The sequence below is a fragment of the Trichocoleus sp. AS-A1 genome (assembly GCF_039962015.1).
Taxonomy (GTDB): domain Bacteria; phylum Cyanobacteriota; class Cyanobacteriia; order Cyanobacteriales; family FACHB-T130; genus FACHB-T130.
The window spans coordinates 1-21622 of the sequence record NZ_JAMPKG010000060.1 but is presented as its reverse complement, the minus strand read 5'-3'; the positions used below and the strand labels follow the sequence as shown (position 1 = coordinate 21622).

Sequence of the window (21622 nt, the reverse complement as noted above, 5' to 3'; positions counted from 1 at the left end):
GTCCCTTAATAATTTTAGTTCGGATAAACATGACCGGAGTGCCTAACCTTAGGGCTATGTTAGGCATTCTACTAATCAGTTGGGTTCGGGTCAATCAACTGGAGTGCCTAACTATAGGATTATATTAGGCACTCTATACCACGGATACCGATTCAACTGAAACATCGTTCCAGCTCTTCGGTGGTATCTGAAGGTCGTGAAACTAGAATTTCGGTCACTGGACTGAAATATGCAACACCTGAGAAGCGAAACCTAATCAAACCACACGAGGCAACGAAGCCAGTGAAAGCGCGATCGCTCACCCGCCAACAACACTCAACTGCACCCAACTCAGCAGCCAACGACTCAACGAACGAGAAAGGAACAGACAAGCGAGACTCAGCTCCGACAAAACCTCAGCAACTAGACGATGACCGGGCAGCTCCAGCGGCCTCCAAGCGGGCGGGGAATGCCGAACTGCTTGGAGGCAAGTCACGAGACCGCAGGCCTTGCAGGTGTTGAATCGGACAGAGATCGCACTCTCACCCCCGCCGAATGTAAGGAATATCCAACCGCTCCACAGCTTTTCGCTTCGTCTCTTCGCCGCGTCGATCATACTTGGCAGTGGTCGCGGGTGAAGCATGTCCCGCGAGTTTCTGTACCGTGACAATATCAGTGCCAGCATCGAGGAGGTCTGAACAAAAGGTTCTCCTAAAATCGTGGGGAGAAAATGACGCTACAAGAGCTTCCGCTGCGCGTTTTTGCACAATCAATAACACCGCTTGGGGAGTCATTCGTCGCCGCTCTACCCGTCCGCCCTTGCGAATTGGACACAGCAACGGACCCGGTGACAAGCCTCTGACAACAAGCCAATCTCCCACGAGAGCGCTCGCTACTGAGGGCAGATACACCGTGCGGTCTTTCCCGCCCTTCCCATCCCGCACTTCCAGCTGACCGCGGCTGGCATTAAAATCTTTCAAGTCCAACTTGACTGCTTCAGCCCGACGCAATCCAGCGCCCCTCAAAATAGCGATGAGCGCCGCATCTCTAGCACCCGTGGGTGTTGCGTCATCAACGCACACCTGAAAGAGCGCGGCAATTTCATCAGGACTCAGTGCCCGTCCTCTGAGTCCTTTTTTGACCCCGACGCTCGGAAAATCCACAGCATGAGCATAATCAGTCGCATCCATCAAATCCAATCTCAGCGCCTCTTTGAGCACTCTTCTCAACGCACACAGCATCTTATTCACTGTCGCCGGGGCGTATCGTTTCATCAGCGCCGTGCGGATAGCCGCAGTATTCTGATAGCGCAGCGCTGCCCAATTCAGTGTCATCGCATCGCACTGATTGTTCGTCAAGAGAGATGCGATCGCATCGAGTGCGTGCTGCATCGTCGGTCTGGAACCATCCGCCAGTCCGTCCAAATATACCGCCGCCGGGTGTTGAGTCAGTGGCAGCGGTATTGTCAGCACCAGAGTTTTCGCAGCTAGGCGACTCATTTACTTATCAGAAGTAGTATTCTAGAAAACTATTTTCTCACCTTCGTTACCCGAAGCGAACTAATCGATGGGGAGCGATCGCTATACTATCCCAAGCGAACTCAGATACACGTTTGTTGTAAGGGAAGTGCTAACCCGTTGAAAACTCTCAAAAATCTATTCACTCATGCTGGCATCTATGCCCGGTGGAGTGGCAAGAGAAAATCCGTTAGATTGCAGCGGTATCTGAATCAAAGGACGCGGAAGTTGTGTGCGAGTATGATCGTTCTTTTCGCTATACGCTTCATTCTTTACTTAGAAGCTAATGTTGTTAATTATACGTCGAGTAAATTGACGCGATCGCGATAACTTCATATTTGTGCTGGATTGGCGGCTTGATTGTGAAGTTTTCGTGAAGATGACCCGTCTTATTACTCCCATTACAAGCAGATAACCTTCTCCTAATGTCTTGACCGTAGGCTTAGGTTGATAACAATCCGTAGTTTTACGGATTGTTACTACTCAAGCTGAAAAACTCTCAGTAAAAACACTATAGATTGCTGAGCCGAGGGGTGCGTCTTGATGAGGAGAAGCAATGGGGAAAGGCAATTGGGAGAGAGCGATCGCGCCTATCATAACTAGCTGCTTAGCAGTTCTGTGTGTATTATCGGACACACGGGCGGCTGCGGCAGTAAGTTTGGTACGTCCAATAGTAGAAACGCCGGAAGTCCTAGACGAGATTGTAGACCCGCCTGGTGATGCAGATGACCCGGCTATTTGGCTGCACCCAACCGATCCATCGTTGAGTTTGGTTCTGGGAACTCTCAAAAATGCGGGACTGGGAGTATACGACTTAGACGGGAAGGTGTTGCAATCTATACTACCCGGCGATGTGCGATACAATAACGTCGATTTGTTGTATGGCTTCAATCTCGGCGGTCAGTCAGTTGACTTAGCGATCGCATCCGACCGACTCAACGACACCCTCGCCATCTTCAAAATTGATCCGACAACTCGCCTTTTAGAAAACGTCGCTGCACCTGATCTGGGAACCATCTTCACCCCAGTAGGAGAATCATCGAACGGTAGCACCACTGCTTACGGTCTAACCTCGTATGTAAGCCCATTTTCTAACAAAAACTACGTCTTTGTCTCCCAGAGAGAAACGGGTAATGTTGCTCAGATAGAACTATTTGACAATGGCTCAGGTAAAGTGAGTGCTAAGAGCGTGCGATCGCTCACTCTTCCCATTCCCGAAGGGGGAGAATTAGAAGATGCCCAAGTAGAAGGTATGGTAGCAGATAATGGGTTGGGCTATCTCTACGTAGGTCAAGAAAATCGGGGAATTTGGAAGTTTTCTGCCGAACCATCCAGCAGCAGCAATGGCGTTCTCATCGATGCAGTTAAGCCAGAAGGTAGCAATTTAGAGGCGGATGTTGAGGGTTTAACTATATATTATGGTAGCGATGGTAAAGGTTATCTACTTGCTTCCAGCCAAGGCGATAATACCTTTGCTGTTTACAACCGTACAGCCGGTAACGATTATCTGGGTAGCTTTGGTGTAGGGGCTTTTGGGGATATTGATGCAGTCCAAGAATCTGATGGTGCTGCTGTAATTAACGTGCCTTTAGGGTCAAAATTTCCCTTTGGTTTGTTTGTCACTCAAGATGGTTCTAACGATCCAGAAGTCTTGTTCTTTAATGAGGAAGACCAAGAGTTTGAGAATGTCAGCAGTAACTTTAAGTTTGTGAGTTGGGAAAACATAGCAAATGCTTTCCCTAATCCTTTACTAATTGATACTACTAGCTTTAATCCGCGTCAAGATAACTCGAAATCTGTTCCAGAACCAAGCACTAATGGCTTCACGCTGTTGGCAATTTTTGGTATGGGATATTTGTTGCGGAAAAGACAAAGGACAGCGAATTTGAGTTAGTAGGCTGGGTTGAGGAACCTCACCCAGCACATTTGTTGGGGAAAGAAAAGCGCTCAACCCAACATACAAATTTTTGCCAATTAATAATTAGCAATTTTGAGGGGTGTTTATGGATCGTTTTGATTTTGAGCGCTTGCTATCAAGCCGAAAGGGACGGCGAGGATTTATGATTGGCGCGGGTGGTCTGACTGGACTAGCGATCGCCACTCAATTTTCTAGCCGAGTAGTAGCCCAGCCGAGATTTTCCGGTTATCCTTTCAGCCTTGGTGTAGCTTCCGGCGATCCGCTTCCAGACAGCGTTGTGCTATGGACGCGGTTAGCTCCCGATCCGTTAAATGGAGGCGGGATGGCATCTGTAAATGTACCCGTACAGTGGCAAATTGCCACCGACGAGAACATGAGTAAGGTGGTGTTGCGGGGAACTGCGATCGCTACTCCAGAACTCGGTCACTCGATTCGGGTGGTTATCGGTGGACTCCAACCTGCCCAATGGTACTGGTATCAGTTCAAAGCGGGTTCGGAAGTTAGTCAGATAGGACGGACTCGCACGGCTCCAGCTCTCGGTTCTCGCGTGGATCGATTCCGCTTTGCGTTCGCCTCGTGTCAGCTTTGGGAAGCTGGCTATTTCGCAGCCTATAAACACATGGCTGAAGAGGATCTCGACCTGGTTGTGCATCTGGGTGATTACATCTACGAGGGAGCAGGGAATCCCCAGGCAATCCGTTCTCACAATGGGCCGGAGCCGGTGACATTAGAAGAGTACCGCAACCGCCATGCCCTTTACAAAACCGATCCAAATTTACAAGCCGCTCACGCTGCCTTTCCGTGGACTTTTACTTGGGACGATCACGAAGTAGATAACAACTGGGCAGACGAGATACCCCAAGACCCCGAACAACAGTCACGGCAAGCATTTCTGGCTCGACGCGCCAACGCTTTCAAGGCGTACTACGAACATATGCCCCTGCGCCAGTCTTCCATGCCTAAGGGGATTGATATGCAGCTGTACCGCCGTCTGAGCTTTGGGGATTTAGTCGAGTTCAACGTACTGGATACCCGTCAGTATCGCAGCGATCAGCCTTGTGGCGACGGAATCAAGCCGCGCTGTGCCGAAGCTTTCGACCCAAACGCCACAATGACAGGTCAAAAGCAGGAGCAGTGGCTATTCCAGGGTTTGGATCGCTCGCGATCGCGCTGGAATGTTATTGCCCAGCAGGTCGTCTTTGCCCAGCACGACTGGACAGCAGGTGAGGAGGATGTTTTCAACGTCGATGCTTGGGACGGCTATGTGGCTCCCCGCAACCGGATACTCAACTTCCTGCAACAACGCAAACCATCCAATCCCGTCGTTCTCACGGGTGACACCCACTCTAGCTGGGTTAACGACCTGAAAGCAGATTTCAATAATCCCAACTCTGCCACCGTGGGTACTGAATTTGTGGGTACTTCCATCACCTCTGGCTTCGGTGCTAGCGATCGCATTGAGGCGGCTCTGCCAGAAAGTCCGTGGGTCAAGTATTTCAACGGTCGGCAGCGTGGTTACGTTCGCTGCGACCTCAACCGCGAACGTTGGCGGACTGATTTCCGACTGCTGCCGGAGTCTGCGCCCGGTAGAACGACCGTCCCTGACCCCAATACACCCATTACCACAGCAGCTTCCTTTGAGTTACCGGATCGAGGAGTTGTAAAGCGCGTCTAGGTTTCACACTTCAGCGGTTGGGCATTGATATGGCATGAATCATTGTGTTTGTCAATAGTAGCGCGATTAATTTTGTCTGTACGTTGGTTGCTACTTAAGCACTGTCGATGGCTTTATGCAATTTTGATGCTCAACAGCCTGTGTTTTTGTCAGTTTTTTCTCTAGCAAAAAAAGTAGCAAGGGTATTCTATGGATGGCTTTGATTTCGAGCGTTTGTTATCAAGTCGGTTGAGACGGCGAGGCTTGTTGGTTGGCGGTGGGGCATTGACTGGTCTAGCGATCGCTACTCAATTTTCAAGTCGAGTAGTTGCCCAGCCAAGGTTTTCCGGCTACCCGTTTACTCTCGGTGTAGCTTCCGGCGATCCACTTCCAGACAGCGTTGTGCTGTGGACGCGGTTAGCTCCCGATCCGTTAAATGGAGGCGGGATGCCATCTGTTAACGTACCCGTACAGTGGCAAATTGCCACCGACGAGAACATGAGTAAGGTGGTATTGCGGGGAACTGCGATCGCTACCCCCGAACTCGGTCACTCGATTCGCGTCGTCGTTGGTGGGTTGCAGCCGGATCGTTGGTATTGGTATCAGTTTAAAGCAGGTAACGAAGTCAGCCGCATCGGAAGAACTCGCACCGCACCCGCCTTCGGGACTCCCATCAACCAGCTAAACTTTGCCTTCGCCTCCTGTCAGGATTGGCAAAACGGCTACTACACAGCCTACAAACACCTGGCTGAGGAAAACCTGAACTTTGTTGTTCACCTGGGAGACTACATCTACGAATATGGGCCGCTACCCATTGGGCCACGTCAACATAATAGTCCGGAAATCGTCAGCCTTAGCGACTACCGCAACCGCCACGCACTGTATAAAACCGATCCAAACCTACAGGCGGCTCATGCGGCGTTTCCGTGGATTGTAACTTGGGACGACCACGAAGTTGAAAACGACTACGCTGACTTGATACCCGAAGACGGTCAAAGTCCGCAGGCGTTTGTAAATCGTAGAGCCAACGCCTACAAAGCTTACTACGAGCATATGCCACTACGTGCTGCTGCCCTACCAAAAGGTGCGGATATGCGGCTTTATCGGCGTTTGACCTTTGGGGATTTAGCCGAGTTCAATGTGCTGGATACCCGTCAGTACCGCAGCGATCAGCCGTGCGGCGACGGATTTAAACCCCGTTGCGCTGAAGCCTTCGCTGCTGATGCCACCATGACGGGTCGAGAGCAAGAGCAGTGGCTACTCCAAGGATTGTCCAAGTCGCAGACTCGGTGGAATGTCATCGCGCAGCAGGTGATGATGGCGGAATATGACTTTGTTGCCGGAACGCCTGAAATTTTCAACTTGGATGCTTGGGATGGCTACGTAGCTTCTCGCAACCGTATCCTTGGCTTCATCAAAGACCGCAAGCCGAATAACCCAGTCGTGCTGACCGGGGATATTCATTCGAGTTGGGTACACGACTTGAAGGCTGACTACCAAAACCCATCCTCGCCAACAGTCGCTACTGAGTTTGTGGGAACGTCCATCACCTCTGATTTCCCAACCGCAGCCATTGCCTCAGTTCAAGCAGCATTACCTGAAAACCCCCATACTAAGTTCTTCGATGGGCAATACCGGGGTTATGTCCGTTGCAATCTTACGCGCAACGCTTGGCAGACCGATTTCCGCGTAGTCTCAACCATTCTCGACCCGAATGCTTCTATTAGCACCCTAGCTTCGTTTGTTGTTGAAAACGGGCGGCCGGGCGCGATGCGTGTTTAGTTCAATCCAGCGCGTATTACAAATACCAACATTTCACCAAATTTTTCTGACGTGAGGAAATACACAATGCTCAAAAACAAAAGCGCTATCAAGTCCCATTTCTACACTGGACTCTCTGCCATTGGAATTGTCTCTTCTGTAGCATTTGCCTCTCCTACACTAGCTGCAACTATCAGCTTCGATAACTTCTCGGAAGGCTTTTCGGGAACAACGATTACGAATGAGAAAATTACTTTCTTTGATTTAGATACAGGTCTTTCCCCGGAGACGACTGCTTTTTATATAGAAGGTACTACGAAAGATTATCTAGGGGAATTCTTCTCAGATTCCAATTACCTCACCTTTGGCGGCTATGCTGAAGGAGCCGAAGCCAGCTTTGGACGCTTTGGTTCAACTCGGATTACTACTGGCAAAGTAGAATCCTCTGCAAGTCTAGATATCTTCAGCCAGCTATTTTCTCCTTCTAACAACCTTTTGACCCTTGAGGCATTTTTAGATGGAAACCTGGTACAAAGTAACTCAGTAGCACTAGCTGATTTTGGGGTTATTGAAACTAGCTCTCTGCTGCATTCTACACTCTCGATTTCAGGTGTAAAGTTCGATGAACTCCGTCTGGTTGCGTCTGGAAGCGATGATGATGGTGCCGCCTTTATCGGCATTGATAATGTCCGCGTTGGGGTTCCTGAACCTACATCTGCTTTAAGTGTTTTAGCTTTTAGTATTTTAGGCGTTGGTTCAGTGTTGAAGCGCAAATCCAAATTGGCTAAGTAGCTTTACAATTGATTGTGATCGCGCTTTGATAATTCGCACCCTTGCATATTGGGTGCGTGATTTTTATTGGTTGCTCAACATTTACTCAAATACTACCGGGACTTAGGCAAAAACTGATAATAAAATGGCTTCAAACCTAGACAGAGAAGGACTCTCAGCTCGAAAGAGCATAAATCCAGTATTCACAAGGGTTTCAGGCATTTTTTGGTCATCGACCTCTTTTCCTTGCTCAGAGAGGTTTTCAGCTCCTAAAGGGGCTAGAAAATGCCTAAGTCCCACTACTGTTTTATTGCCGTAGACTAATACGCGGTTTTGTAAATGCGATCGCACTGCTCTTGCTAACACGACTCGCTCTAAATCTTTGCCTTTGCGAATTAAATCGTCTACTTCATCTCGGTAACTGACTGCTAATACTTCCCTGATGCTCAAAGCTTATTAAAAATACAATGCTTTTTTTGCGTCGTTAGCTCCCCAAGAAGTATGAGTTCCAGCTAACTCACTGAAAAATTTCATAACTGATTACTGGTTTTAATTAATGAACCGTACCAGCTTGGTCAGCAACAAACAGCCATGAATGACTTTTCTAAAGAGAAATGGGAATCAATAAAAACCTTGGCAGCTAGAATCCAAGCTATAAAAAGCCTCCTAAAAGTTTTTGATGAACAAGTTATTAGCCGTCCTTTTGCCCCTGAATTTAATTTTATAAGAAAACACTTAGAAGCGGATTTTAACCAAACATTAGATGCTTTGCTGAAGCTTACTGAGGAGGACGATGAACTTGACAATTCTAGCAACTAGCGATTGTTCGTAAATTTGTCAGCAATCCAATGGGAACGGACAACTCTGGCTACCTGAGATTTTCTCTTGGTAGAGCTAAGGATTCTTACCTAAAGTTGCTTTTCACTGCTTGCTGAATATAATTGTTAACTCTGGAATCGCCGTTCTAGAAAGCTTAGAGCTTGTTGTTCGCAACAAATAACTTGAGCAACATTATTAACTATCAATAGCCATTTATTCTCGTTTTGCTGCAATTTCCAATGTTCTCTAGGATTTTGAGGAAAAATCTGACAATTATTCTCCTCATCACATTTATATATAAAGCCCCAGTTTTGAGCTTGACTTAATATACTTTCAGCCATTAGTCATATGAAACTTAGATGGATTAGCTACTTTGAGTTAAGCAAGTATCTTTTAATCAATTTTTAACCCAGCGCCTGAATGCAAGCTTCATCCCATTTGCAGACTCTGCCTCAACCTAAAGATAGATTATTAGCAAATTAATCGGAGTAAGCGCTTATCAAATATACATTTCGCCTAAATTTGTATGTAACAACCGATAAAGTGCAGCCCGATAATCGAGATTCCCGCAACAAGTTCCCCGCAGAAGATATGGTCAAAACCCTTAGTGGCGCTAAACTAAATAACAGTAAAGTCATCTAGGAACTGTAGGTCTCTAATGCGAGAAGCCACCAGAAGCCCTTCCACAGATGCCTTAATATTTACTGAAAGGGTAGGATGGTTGTTCATCATAGTCTTAAGGTTGGAAGCACTTACAGAGGTAACGGGTTCAGCAGGTTCAATGGGTAGGCCCCTTAGCGTAAGTTCTTGTTCGGATACTACTCACACCTCTGGCTCAACTGTAGCCGTCTGCAAACCAGAATAATTATTTGCTCTAATTCGATAGTTCCCTAATCAATTTATAGTTAAATACGCTGGTTTGTCTGACGCTGAGTTTTGAAAAAACTATAATCTTGTACTCGCATATCAAGACAATTAAAAAAATAACTAAATCAAGGTTATCAGCCTCAATTAGCTTTAGGAAAACAAGCTATCTAGCAATCGTCACTATTGTAATTACAAGAGAAATTTGTAATTTAAATCTACCAGAAACTGGTGCCTGCATTCCTCCTGTGTAACGGGCTGGATGACAACTTGCAAATCTACTAACATAGAATACAATTGATTTACCGAGTCGCTTAAATAATAGCCTATATTAGTTTTGCTCAGAAAATTAAGCATCCTACTCACTTTAGACGCTTCTTACAGAAAGCTACCAAGGTTCTTAACCTAAAATTAAGAAACTGTTAACCTTCTGGTTTAAAAATGGAAAAGCCACTTCTCGTGATTCTTTGCACTGGTAATTCTTGCCGCAGCCAAATGGCTGAGGGATTTCTTAAAGAACTAGCTGATGACTTATTTGTTGCTCAAAGTGCAGGATTAGAGCCAGCGAAAGAAGTTCATCCTCTCGCTGTAAAGGCAATGCAAGAAGTTGGAATTGATATTTATGGATACTCCTGTAAACACATCAACTCTCTGTTCGATCTCAAGCAAACGATTGACACGGTGATTACGGTTTGCGACCATGCAGACCAAAGTTGTCCAGTGCTACCTCCTTCAACAAAACGTCATCACTTTAGTTTCCCCGATCCTGCCGTAGCTACGGGTACAGAAACTCAAAAGTTGCAAGTGTTTCGTCAGGTGCGAGATGACATCAGCCGAGTGCTTTTAGCTTACGTTGCTGGAAGGCGCGATGCAACCAGACAATAGCTGCAATGGCAATCTTATGGCTTTAGAAAATTCGCAGATGTTGCCTTCCACTTGGGTTGCAGCCCTGGCAGCCAGAAAAGATTTGTTAATGGCACTGCTCGATCGTTCCGGACGCTTGGAGTGGGTGAATCAGGCATTTGCAGACCAAGTCGCTCTGCCAGGGTCACAATTAATTGGAGAAAAATTATTTAAAGTTTTAACATTTGGGGCTGACGCAAGCGTTCAACAAACTTACATCCGCGAACAACTGATTAAAGGGGAGAGTTTTAAGTTTGAGTTTGCCCGTCAACTAAATTCTCAATTGCTGTCTTGGCTGTTGCTCGATGGACAACCTATTTACAACTCAGACGGAATCGTAAGTGGCTACTCACTGTTAGTAACAAATATCACCTTACGCAAACAAGCCGAGATCGCATTGAGAGAAGCCAAACTTGCTCAAGAGCTGGCGAATCAAGAATTAGAGCAGCGGGTTCAACAGCGCACAGCGGATTTGAGCCAAGAAAAAGATAAGACGGAACAGGCATTACGACAGCTCCAGCAAGCTCAACTTTGGTTGGTTCAAAACGAAAAAATGTCAAGTTTGGGTCAACTGGTTGCTGGAGTTGCTCATGAGATCAACAATCCGATTAATTTTGTCTACGGCAACATCACCTATGCCAATAATTACACTCAGAAATTGCTACAGATTCTGCAACTTTATCAAGCGCGGTTTCCTAAGCCAGGAGCTGAGATTGAGGCAGAGGCAGCTGCCCTTGACCTAGAGTTCCTAGTAGCGGATTTACCTAAACTGATGACATCAATGAAAGTGGGAGCTGAGCGAATTCGAGAAATTGTGCGTTCTTTGCGAAACTTCTCGCGTTTAGATGAGGCTGAGGTCAAGGTGGCGAATATCCACGAAGGCATTGATAGCACGTTGATGATTCTGCACAATCGACTAAAAGCACCGTCAAATTGTCCAGAAATTCAAGTGATTAAGCAGTATGGTGATTTGCCTGAAATTGAGTGCTATCCAGGCCAACTTAACCAAGTGTTCATGAACATCCTTAGCAATGCCATTGATGCGCTAGAAGAACAGAATCGTAAGTCCTTTGAAGTATGTCAATTTTGTCCGGGCGCGATCTTTATCCAAACTCAACGGCTAGAGGATGATGGCATTGTCATCTCAATCTCGGACAATGGTCCTGGCATGACCAAAGAGGTTCAAAGCAAGATATTTGACCCATTTTTCACTACAAAATCGCTCGGTAAAGGTACAGGGCTGGGACTTGCTATCAGCTACCAGATTATTGTCGAGAAGCATGATGGGCTTTTACGCTGCAATTCTGGGCAAGGTCAAGGGACAGAATTTGTGATTGAGCTTCCAGTAGTTATGTCGCCTCGTTATCTTAGTCAAACTGAGATTTGTATATCCCAGGACAATGATTAAAACGGGTTAGACAAATGACTTTTCCCGACACATGGTTCTAACAAGAGATGAGTAATGCAGGAATTCCATTGTGCGTAATCGACGCTTACTCAGAACACCGCGACTTATCCCAGATATCGACTTACCTGGAAGTTAGGAACGCCGCAATGCTATCAATGCTATCTCTGATTGTCGGGCAGGCCGGGAAAGTCATCTATGACGACTTGAAGGAAAATCCTCTCTTAACTCAAATCGATTGTTCTGGGTTAATCGAGCAGGACTTTTGAACCGCTGCCCAGAATGCGATCGCAAAACTCTCAGGACGTATTTCTGCATCGGTCTTGCAAATGTATAGCCAAGTTACTTCGGGTTTAACGCCTAATTGGAAGATTGAGTAGGGATGAGTAGAGGCTGAAAGCGATCGCGCAAGCGTTGCTGCTATAAGAGATCGCATTGCAGAAACCTGATAGAGGGGAGACGTTGAGAAGTTTCCGGATTCTGTTCTAGCAACCTACGAGAGCCACAGGAAGGGGTAGGCATGGAGCATTAAAATCTGGCAGTAGAACTGCTCAAACGCCTACTTCGCGATGAAGTCAGAGCCCAACGAGTATATCGTGATAGACTTGACTTTCAGCGTTGATTAGTGTACACGAATTTGAAAACCACAAATCTGATCGCCATAAATCCTGAGCGTCACAAAACCAAAAATCTTGAGAGCGATCGCCACATTCAACGCTTGTGTGATATTTTATATTCTAATTGAAAAAATCAGTTTGGTTGCTGTATACATGCGGTTGGGTTTCATTTTCAGATTACCGACCGAAAAATCTGGAGAATATTCTCAGCAAAATTTTCCTAAATTGATCAATAGTAAGGTTTTTCCAACCTTAGTTACTCAGTTGTCCAAAATGAAAACTTTATTGAGGTAAAACGAATATGACTGTCGGTAAGTCAACCAATAATAAGCCACTCAACTATACTTTTAGTTTGACGTTTAATCCAGAAATTCTTAGAACTATTTCCTATGTAGGATTAATTATCATACTGCTTGTGGGAGCGATTTTGACTGAAACATTGGTTGACGTTGATCCCCATACCACTGCAATCTATAAATTATTTGGGTTTAATCACCCCTGTAATTGGTTGGATCATGAACCCAGTCGAACGGTTTCGGCGATGCTCCTACCATTGTGGGAAGTTCCTTTTATCTTCTATATAATTTTTGATTTTTTGAGAATTCAAGATGCGTATAGGAAAAAGGAAGCTCCACTATATCTTTATATCGTCTCGGCAATTTTCTTGCCCATTGAAATTCTTTTGACTGTCTGGTTCAGAATTGTGTTTGTCTGGAGCCCAGAAGTGAACTTCTTATATCATTATCTCCCCTATATCGGCTTTCAGTTTCTTCTGTTTTTAGTAGCCTTCGAGAATTTTTTGTACTTCTACGCGATGAAAGCACTGCCCTTCAAAAATAGCCGTCCCCTTGCCCTTGCCTATCTGATAACGTTATTCGCAGTAACAGTAGGATATACCGTCGTTGGAATTTCAAGTGCCTTGGGACATCCCATTCTCGATCTCGTCAACGATCCAGGACAACGGTTATTAGTTAGATCCCTAATGAACTTCTACACTTTCTTAATCATTCCCATTCCTCTGATCGTATCTGTGTGGGAATTGAAGCGATCACCTAATCATAAATTATCCTTTGAATAAGCCCTTCAGCAATGCCAATTTTGTAAGGTGTATTAATACAAATAACACACCTTCTTATTTTGACATACTCCCGGTAAAGCGTAGCTTTACTGGGGTGGGTGAAACCAATTTTGGAATTCTACCAACTATCGTATTCATCGTGTAAGATATGATTGCTCAACTAACGGTGAATAATATCCACTAACAACAAATAAAAAAAGTACATTTTTCTGTTAACTCTAAAACCCCTATGGTATTAGGATTATAGAATTTGCATCTTAAATTTATCTTACTTTTAGCGCTTTATTGAGAAAAATCAGTGCTGACTTAAGGTGCATTTTTAAAGTTATCTTACTTCTACCGCTTTATTGATGATAAAAACACGTAGGCACTTAGTTCTTAATTTATTATTTATTATCCCTCTTCTGTCACTCTCCGGAGGGGATAAATAGTAAATGAACCCTTTTATCCAGAGGAATAAAAGGGTTTGAACTGATTCATAGCAGTAATTAAGTGATTAAACCCAAGTTTAGAGGATGTTTGGAAAGTAGCGAAGAGCATAAGCATGGAGAAAAGCTTCCCGAAGTTTTAGGCTGAACATACCGCTGTTCTGTCAAACTGGGGTGAAACCTTGATGTTTCGTGGACTAAAGCAAAGAGAGCGCTTCACAACGCTTAAGCGGTTCATTTTTCTGTTACTGGTGCCTAAGTCCTAATAAAGTGAAATAGTATTACTTGGCACCCAAGCCAGAGTTACTTAACGACATGGGTAGGCGATACGACATCCTGGTTGAGTCGGCTGTCCTGAGCGGACGAGGAGCGCGGCAATTTATACTACCAGTCAGTTGAACAACCACTTTCCCAGTGAATCGATCCTAACTGAAGTAGGGACTGCCTGAGCAAGACTCTGCAAAGTTTTTTTACAAGTAGTATTCGTTTTTTGGTTTTGGCACCTAACTTTGGAGAGAAATCTTTAAGCAGAGGAATTTATAAATGCCAATCGAAACAGTACCCGGAACTTCCTTAAAGTATTACCTGATCGCTTTTGATGCATCTGGCAAAGAACGCGATGAACATGGCGAGTTGATGAGCCAAAAAATCTTGGAAGCACTTGCTAGCGAACCAATCACAGATGTATTCATCATGAGCCACGGCTGGATGGGTGACATTCCCGGAGCGCGAGATCAGTACAACAAATGGATTGGCGCGATGGCTAAACAAACAGCCGATCTCGAAAAAATCACACAGGCGCGACCGTTTCGTCCCTTAATGATCGGAGTGCATTGGCCCAGCAAGCCTTGGGGCAATGAAGATTTGACAAGTGCTTCGGTGTCTTTTGGCGTGAACGATGCAGATCCTGTCGATAGCGCCGTTGATGAATATGCTGAACGCATTGCTAACACTGAGGAAGCGCGGCAAGCACTACAAACAATTTTTAGGAAGGGGATGGAAGACAGCGAACCCGATACCTTACCGCCAGAGGTAGTAAACGCCTACCAAGTGTTGAACCAAGAGGCTGGTTTGGGTAGCGAAGGTGGGGGTGGGGCACCAGGTTCGGATTGGGAAGGTTTCGATCCGGAAGGCATCTATCAAGCAAGTCACCAAGAACCCGTCAGCTTCAGTGCTGGCAGCAGCTTTGACTGGGATAAGTTTCTAACTCCCCTGCGGCTACTATCTTTTTGGACGATGAAAGACCGCGCTCGCAAAATCGGTGAAAGCGCTGGGTTCAACTTGTTAAAAGCACTTCAACAGAACACTCCTGAAACTGTGCGATTCCATCTGATGGGTCATAGTTTCGGATGCGTTCTTGTCTCTGCCACCCTTGCCGGTCCAAAAGGTCAGGGCAAATTAGTCCGGCCAGTTAATTCTTTGGTCTTGGTTCAAGGAGCGATGTCTCTCTGGTCTTACTGTTCAAAAATTTCCTACGAACGCAATCGCCCTGGTTACTTTAATCCACTCATCGTTCAAGGTAAAGTCGCTGGTCCAATTGTTACGACCCAATCTCACTTCGACTATGCAGTCGGCAAGATGTACCCCCTAGCTGGAAAGATTGTCTTTAGTCGTGTGGACTTTGCCGCCGGTGGTTTGCCTAAATATGGCGGAATTGGCTGCTTTGGTCTCTGCGGAAACGGCTTTCCAGTAGAAGACATAAATATGCTCGGTTCTGATGCCTCTTATCAGTTTAAACCGGGTAAAGTCTACAACCTGGAAAGCAGCAAGTTTATTAATGACGTGACAGACAAGTTTGTTGGTGCCCATAACGACTTTGCCAAACCGGAAGTAGCCCATGTGCTGTGGTCGGCAGTTTCTGGCAGTTAACCGCCAGTCTTAGTTAAGACATTAAGACTGTTCGGACGATCGCCTAACCTCCCCAACCCTGCTTGCCTATATAGGCAAGAGGGAAGACAGATGCGTCTGTACTTGCGACACAAGAGTGGGAAAAGAGGTCAATCCAACAGCCTTGCGGTGTTAGTCACTCAAAATTATCAGGAACCAAAGAAATGTCCGAAGACCTGCTATTCTTCAATGGAATTAATGGAGCCAGTGGCGATTATTTGCTGCCTCCTTTGACTGCTGAGCAAGTAGCTAAGATTGCCCAGGGCGAAGAATTCGATCCAGAAAGTTTAGAAGATATCCAGCTAAAAAAGCGACAAAAAGAAGAGATTGACTTTGCTCCCATAGAGGGAATAGACCCCAAAAACCTTGCAGAAACAGGTTGGGGAGTAATTTTCGCTTACGATGCCGATCCGGCAATTCGAGAGGCGCTCAGCGAGCTATTAGACCATCGCAAAAAGCAAGCCACCCAAAAGCACGAGCATTACTATCAGGAATACATTGGTCCTAAAGGCTATCGTCACGACAAGGCAAAAAATCAGTACGAATCAAAAAATAAGTTCCTGTCGCGTCAAGGATTAGGTCCAGGTCCTGCCGATCCAGACAAAATGCCCTACTACCTGCTGATTGTTGGAGATCCAGTAACAATTCCCTATCGCTTTCAGTCCCAGCTTAGCGTTCAGTATGCAGTAGGTCGCATTTATTTTGATACGCCACAGCAGTACGCGCAGTACGCTCGCAGTGTAGTAGAAGCGGAAACTAGCAATCTATCCTTATCTCCTAGCGCTGCCTTTTTCGGCGTGTGCAACCCAGGAGACCGTGCCACTAATCTCAGCACTCAAGACCTGATTCAGCCGTTATCTGAATGGGCTGTCGAGGAACATTCCAACTGGGATGTGAAAACGATTCTTAAAGAAGAAGCAACCAAAGCGCGTCTGGGGCAGCTGCTAGGAGGCAGCGAAACGCCTAGTTTGCTGTTCACTGCCAGTCACGGTATGGTCTTTCCCAACGGCGATCCGCGACAGTTGCCCCACCAAGGCGCATTGCTGTGCCAAGACTGGCCTGGTCTCGAATGGGGAAAAAAACCGATTCCGGAAGATTTTTACTTTTCTGGGGACGATATTAGCGAACAAGCGCGGCTGTTAGGGATGATTGCTTTTCACTTTGCCTGCTATGGTGCTGGCTGTCCCCAAAAGGATGAATTCGAGGGTCACTCTCAATCTCTTTCAGAAAGACCAGACATTGCGCCGTATCCCTTTCTTGCCCGCTTACCGCAGAAACTTCTGAGCCATCCCAAGGGAGGTGCCCTAGCTGTCATCGGTCATATAGATCGAGCTTGGGATTGTTCTTTCTCTTGGTCAGATATTCGCGGTTCAAGTGCAGATAAACGGCAGATAGCAGTTTTTCAAAGTAGCGTGAAGCGCCTGCTGGAAGGTCATCCAGTCGGGTCGGCAGTGGAGTATTTTGATGAGCGCTATGCCGAAATTTCCTCTGACCTTAACATTGAGTTAGAAGATATTAAGTTTGGCGCGCCTCCCAACAATCGGAGTTTAGCTGCTATGTGGACGGCTAACAACGACGCCCGCAACTATGCGATTATCGGCGACCCAGCAGTCCGGCTAGTGGTCAGTAGCAGTAAAGATGCTAGTGCCGAGCGCCCCACGATTGAAACTGTGCATTTGCCTTCTAACCAGCCGGGACAGGGGTTGGCTCCGGAAACTCCAGAGCAAGTGCCTGATGAAGCTGCCCTTAAGCAAGTTCAGACGCAACTGATTTCATCATTAGAGCAATTTGTCAATACTGTACAAAAAGCTCCAGCTAATAACACCGATATGCAAACAGCAATGTCAATAGCCACCAATCTCTTAAATGTGTTGAAGGGATTGAGTTAATAGCGATCTCAAATATCGCAACTATGTAAACGGCTGTGTGGGAAAACTCCCGCACAGCTTTTCAATTTTTAGGCAGTAGCCAATGTCTCAGTTAGGTTTAGGCGGATTACTAGCAGAGCTAATACCATGACAAACCTGACGTTCTTCAAGCGTAAGTTTGGAATCTGGACTCTTGAGATAGTCGTGTACCCAAGCGCAACCCCGCACCATCAGATCATCTAATCCTTCAATTTGCCACAACTTAACGCTCCCATATTCACCACTCGTAACTAGAAGCTTGCCATTTGGACTAAAATCGATACTCTTGACCTCCCCTTTATGACCTTTGAATACAGCTACCTGTTGACCGGATACATCCCATAGACGAGCGGTTGAGTCAGATCCAGCAGTCGCTAGCAGCTTATCATCCTTACTCCAACGGAGTTTCTGTACTGGACCTATATGACCTTTGAATTCCTTTAATTGATTACCTGACAAATCCCACAAACGAATAGTGCCATCACTACTACCTGTAGCCAGTTTTTGTCCGTCATTGCTCCAAATGACGCTGTTTATCCAGTCTAGATGTGCTGGGAATTCTGTTAGCTTCTGACCAGATAAATTCCACAAACGTACTATCCTATCAGCTCCAGCGGTAGCCAAAAATTTGCTATCCGGGCTAAAACTGACACTCAGGACGGCACCTTTATGACCTTTGAATTCTTGCAGTTCTTTACCAGACAAATCCCACAAGCGGGCGGTGCCATCCGTTCCTGAGGTTGCTAAAAACTTAGCATCCGGGCTAAAGTTCAAACCTAAGACTTGACCTTGATGGCCTTTGAATTCTCCCCGTTGCTTACCAAATACACTCCACAAGCGAGCGGTCTTATCCTCTCCTGATGTAGCTAAAAGTTTGCCCTTCGGGCTAAAAGTAACCTTCCAAATTACACCTTTATGACCTTTGAATTCCCCTAACTGCTCGCCTGATAAATAATCCCACAGGCGGACAGTGCTATCAGCTCCAGCAGTCGCTAGGATCTCGTCATCCGGGCTAACACTGACACTCCAGACTGTGCCTTTGTGCCCTTTGAAATCAGTTAACTGCTGGCGATCTTGCAAATCCCACAAGCGTACAGTGTTGTCGTATCCAGCCGTAGCTAAAAGCTTGCCATCTGGGCTGAAAACAACACTCCTAACTGAGTTTTTATGCCCTTTAAATTCCTTCAAGAGTTGTCCATTCAAACCCCAGTAGCGAACAACGCCGTCCTTGGAACCAGTAGCGAGGTGCTTGCCATCGGGACTGAAAATGACGCTAAACACCCAGTTTGGCTCTTGATCTCCTAACAATTCTCTTAACTCTTTTCCTTTCAAATCCCACAACTTGGCAGTACCATCCTTAGAGGCAGTGGCAAGTTTTTGACCATCGGGACTAAAACTAACACTAAATACCGTATCTTTATGCCCTTTAAATTCGCTTAATAGTTTGCCGTTCAAATCCCACAACTTGGCGGTGTGGTCTCCAGAACCCGTAGCGATCGCCTTACCATCAGGGCTGAAAGTGATGCCCCACACTCTACTACTAGTATTATGAGCGGGAAATTCTTCGATTAAATTTCCCTGCAAATTCCATAAGCGGACGATGCCATCCCCAGAACCAGTAGCGATCTTCTTACCATCAGGGCTGAAAGTGATGTTATATACCTCCTTCTTCTGCTTAGGAAACTCCTTCAATAGTTCCCCCTTCAAATTCCACAATTTTGTAGTCCCATCCTCAGCACCAGTTGCCAGCATCTGACCGTCTGGGCTAAAGTTGACATTTATAATGCTCTTTTTAATGCTCTTTTCATTAACTACAAATTTTATGAGTTCTTTGCCGTGTAAATCTGACAAACGAATTGTGCCATCAACTCCAGCACTCGCCAGTATCTGACCATTTGGGCTAAAACTGACATCTGTAACTTGGTCTTTATGCTCTTCTAAGCGATTGATTTCTCTGATTTCAGAAGTTACTTTGTGCAGGCTGCCCATTACTTTATTCGTTAAGGTTGTTTGTGGCAGTCCCAGTTGCTTAACTCCTTTGGCAGCTTGTAAACTTCCGATCAATGTTTCTAATTGATTTGTTGCTAAGTGAGCTTCTGAGGAAGCACTTAACGCCTGAATTCGCTCGATTTCTGTTTGCTGCTTCGCATTTTTTGCTTCCTGCGTCGCACTGTCTGCTTGCCGCCACTGATATCCAGCAAAGATGGCAAATCCAGCAAAGACAAAAGCTGAGGTGACAGCGGCGAAAAGCAGGCGATGTCTGCGTTGTTTTTCTTGCCTGCGGATGCGATCGCGCCGCTCCAAACAAGCCAAGACATATTCAGCTTCTTCTTGGTTGAGATGCACAAATTTGGGCTGTTTCAACAGCACTTGTGCATCTTCTAATCTTCCGCCCTGATGGATTAAATAGCTGTCTTGGTCTGGTTGCTTTTGGTGCTGGTGCCAATCTTCTGCCGCCTGACATATCGTTTCTCGGAGTTGCAAATCGCTGCGGTTCTGGCTCAACCACTCCTTCAATGTTGGCCAATAGCGGATTAAAGCTTCATGGGCGACTTCTACTTCTTCCTTCCCGGTAGTTTGGTTCCGACTGGTGACGACTAGCCGTACCCCTTCACCAGCTAGCTGCTGTACCAACTTCTTCGTCTGGGCCAGATTGCTCCCACTCGGCACCAAATCCTCTAGTTCCACTCGCTGGCGGGTGTCCCGTCGCTTCTCTCCCTGGATGGCATTCTTATCCAAGCGAGTTAAGCGCAAGAAAATATTCTGGACTTGCTCTTGTTGCTTAGCTGGGAGGCTATTGTAAAAATCATCAGCAGTTTTAGCGATCGCCTGGTGAACTCTACCGATAGATTGGTACTCCTCATCGCACATCCAGCGCCCCCGCCGCCGCTTCCACAGTTCCTGCAACGCATATTGCAGCAGTGGCATTGCCCCAGGCTCTCCTTGCACATCATTGAGAATCGAGTGGCTCAAGCCAGTTTCAAAGCGCAACCCTCCCCTATCTGCCTGCATCTTCATCGCTGTAATTAGTTCGGCAGGTTCCATCGGTCCAACCAATTTTTGTCGGGTTTCAATCCGCTTTCTCAGTTCGGGGTAGAAGGTACACTCTCCTAAAAAGTCCGCCCGCATCGTAATCACAACTTTCCGCCGCTCGGCAAGGTGTAACAACTTGTCGATAAATTCTTGGCGATTGGCTTTATCCTCGCAGAGGGTGAACAGTTCCTCAAATTGGTCTACCACCAGTACCGAATGCTGTTCCGATACCTTTAACAGTATTTCTAATTGTTTGAGCGGCTCGTTGCTTGGTGTGATGCGAACCGACTGTAGGCTTGGCTCCTGTTTAAGCTTAGGAATCAGTCCAGCTAGTACCACTGATGACTTGCCGCTGCCCGAAGCACCGATAACCGCTAAGAAATTATCCTTCGCCAGTTCCTTTTGTAAGTCTCTAATCAGCTCATCGCGCCCAAAAAAGAACTTATGGTATTGTTCCTCAGCAAAGGAAGATAGACCCGGAAAAGGACACTCAGCCTTGTATTCTGGTGGTTCTTTGCCTAAAGCTGCCAGAGCATCAAAGCTAATTTCCAGGACTTGATCGCACAGGTTATCGATCTCTACTATTGCCTGCTGGCGCTGTTCACTCGCTATGCGTGACTCGGCTCCTTTGGTACCGTTGAGCGTCTCTACCTGCCTTTTAAAGCTCTCCTTGAGTACGGAGGCATGAGGGGCGCGTTCTTGAAGGAGTTGGCTCAGCTTGCCAATACCATAGTCGATTTCCTCGTCAGTTAAATCCCGATCGTCAAGGCGATCGCTAAATAAGGGACGCCCACCCAAGCGGCTAAACAGAGCCGGGACAGCAATATCGTGGCGTTTTCCCAGTCCGGCTGTTGCCTCTTGTAGCGCCGTATCTACCTCTCCGGACTCTCTAAGTCGTCGATAAAAGCTCTGTCCTAGAGCCAAGCCTGTCTCTACGCTCACCTTGCGAGTCATCGCTACTACAGCAGGCATCCCCAAATTTCTGACCAATCGCTGACCTAATCCCCCTAATCCTGCTTCTGCTCTGGGGTCGGCACTTTCGCAAGTGCAGAGAAAGGCAAAGTGAGGTAAGCTCCTCTGA

At 46.4% G+C, this 21622-nt stretch carries 16 protein-coding genes and 1 pseudogene; 12 read left to right on the top strand and 5 right to left on the bottom strand.

What is annotated here, in order from left to right:
- The first annotated feature begins 180 nt into the window (after nucleotides 1–180).
- Nucleotides 181–501 carry a hypothetical protein gene (locus NC994_RS26335; protein WP_190431455.1) on the top strand — a complete coding sequence of 107 codons (321 nt, stop codon included), beginning with the start codon at nucleotides 181–183 and terminating at the stop codon, nucleotides 499–501.
- Between the two features lie 20 nt (nucleotides 502–521).
- Here NC994_RS26335 and NC994_RS26330 read toward each other — a convergent pair whose 3' ends face one another.
- Nucleotides 522–1478: a tyrosine-type recombinase/integrase gene (locus NC994_RS26330; protein ID WP_190431454.1), complete on the bottom strand. Its 957-nt coding sequence runs from the start codon at nucleotides 1476–1478 to the stop codon at nucleotides 522–524.
- A 574-nt stretch (nucleotides 1479–2052) separates the two neighbouring features.
- Between NC994_RS26330 and NC994_RS26325 the strand changes: the two genes are divergently transcribed.
- From NC994_RS26325 to NC994_RS26310, 4 genes are all read left to right on the top strand, one after another.
- Nucleotides 2053–3390, top strand: a complete 1338-nt coding sequence (locus NC994_RS26325) for a phytase (protein ID WP_190431452.1) — start codon at nucleotides 2053–2055, stop codon at nucleotides 3388–3390.
- A gap of 109 nt (nucleotides 3391–3499) precedes the next feature.
- Nucleotides 3500–5089 (top strand): alkaline phosphatase, encoded by a 1590-nt coding sequence (locus tag NC994_RS26320; protein ID WP_190431450.1) that lies wholly within the window; start codon nucleotides 3500–3502, stop codon nucleotides 5087–5089.
- Between the two features lie 189 nt (nucleotides 5090–5278).
- Nucleotides 5279–6850, top strand: a complete 1572-nt coding sequence (locus NC994_RS26315) for an alkaline phosphatase (protein WP_190431448.1) — start codon at nucleotides 5279–5281, stop codon at nucleotides 6848–6850.
- Between the two features lie 66 nt (nucleotides 6851–6916).
- Nucleotides 6917–7621, top strand: coding sequence for a hypothetical protein (locus tag NC994_RS26310; protein WP_190431446.1), 705 nt, complete (start codon nucleotides 6917–6919; stop codon nucleotides 7619–7621).
- Between the two features lie 276 nt (nucleotides 7622–7897).
- Here NC994_RS26310 and NC994_RS26305 read toward each other — a convergent pair.
- A pseudogene (locus NC994_RS26305) lies at nucleotides 7898–8041 on the bottom strand (formyltetrahydrofolate deformylase); the annotation flags it as partial.
- 150 nt (nucleotides 8042–8191) lie between these two features.
- Here NC994_RS26305 and NC994_RS26300 point away from each other — a divergent pair.
- On the top strand, nucleotides 8192–8419 hold the full coding sequence (locus NC994_RS26300) for a hypothetical protein (RefSeq protein WP_190431444.1): 228 nt from the start codon (nucleotides 8192–8194) through the stop codon (nucleotides 8417–8419).
- 125 nt (nucleotides 8420–8544) lie between these two features.
- On the opposite strand, the gene NC994_RS26295 is transcribed toward NC994_RS26300, so the two are convergent.
- Complete coding sequence (locus tag NC994_RS26295) at nucleotides 8545–8760, bottom strand: hypothetical protein (RefSeq protein WP_190431442.1); 216 nt, start codon at nucleotides 8758–8760, stop codon at nucleotides 8545–8547.
- Nucleotides 8761–9724: 964 nt separating this feature from the next.
- On the opposite strand from NC994_RS26295, the gene NC994_RS26290 reads away from it, so the two are divergent.
- From NC994_RS26290 to NC994_RS26280, 3 genes are read left to right on the top strand one after another with little or no spacing between them, the layout of a single operon-like run.
- Entirely contained in the window at nucleotides 9725–10168 is a 444-nt protein-coding gene (locus tag NC994_RS26290) for an arsenate reductase ArsC (protein WP_190431439.1), read from the top strand.
- Entirely contained in the window at nucleotides 10152–11594 is a 1443-nt protein-coding gene (locus tag NC994_RS26285; RefSeq protein WP_190431437.1) for an ATP-binding protein, read from the top strand. The genes NC994_RS26290 and NC994_RS26285 overlap by 17 nt, the downstream gene beginning before the upstream one ends.
- 47 nt (nucleotides 11595–11641) lie before the next feature.
- The gene (locus NC994_RS26280; protein WP_206753504.1) at nucleotides 11642–11860 is read left to right on the top strand and encodes a hypothetical protein; all 219 of its coding nucleotides are present in this window, start codon (nucleotides 11642–11644) and stop codon (nucleotides 11858–11860) included.
- Here NC994_RS26280 and NC994_RS26275 read toward each other — a convergent pair.
- Entirely contained in the window at nucleotides 11821–12027 is a 207-nt protein-coding gene (locus tag NC994_RS26275; RefSeq protein WP_190431435.1) for a hypothetical protein, read from the bottom strand. The genes NC994_RS26280 and NC994_RS26275 overlap by 40 nt on opposite strands.
- Nucleotides 12028–12509: 482 nt before the next feature.
- Between NC994_RS26275 and NC994_RS26270 the strand changes: the two genes are divergently transcribed.
- From NC994_RS26270 to NC994_RS26260, 3 genes are all read left to right on the top strand, one after another.
- Nucleotides 12510–13286 carry a hypothetical protein gene (locus tag NC994_RS26270; RefSeq protein WP_190429943.1) on the top strand — a complete coding sequence of 259 codons (777 nt, stop codon included), beginning with the start codon at nucleotides 12510–12512 and terminating at the stop codon, nucleotides 13284–13286.
- 971 nt (nucleotides 13287–14257) lie between these two features.
- Nucleotides 14258–15583, top strand: coding sequence for a hypothetical protein (locus tag NC994_RS26265; RefSeq protein WP_190431434.1), 1326 nt, complete (start codon nucleotides 14258–14260; stop codon nucleotides 15581–15583).
- A 182-nt stretch (nucleotides 15584–15765) separates the two neighbouring features.
- Nucleotides 15766–17490, top strand: a complete 1725-nt coding sequence (locus tag NC994_RS26260) for a hypothetical protein (protein ID WP_190411513.1) — start codon at nucleotides 15766–15768, stop codon at nucleotides 17488–17490.
- 87 nt (nucleotides 17491–17577) lie between these two features.
- Here the strand turns inward: NC994_RS26260 and NC994_RS26255 are convergent.
- Nucleotides 17578–21622: CHAT domain-containing protein (locus NC994_RS26255; RefSeq protein WP_190431432.1), on the bottom strand; the 4045-nt coding region annotated here is incomplete at its 5' end.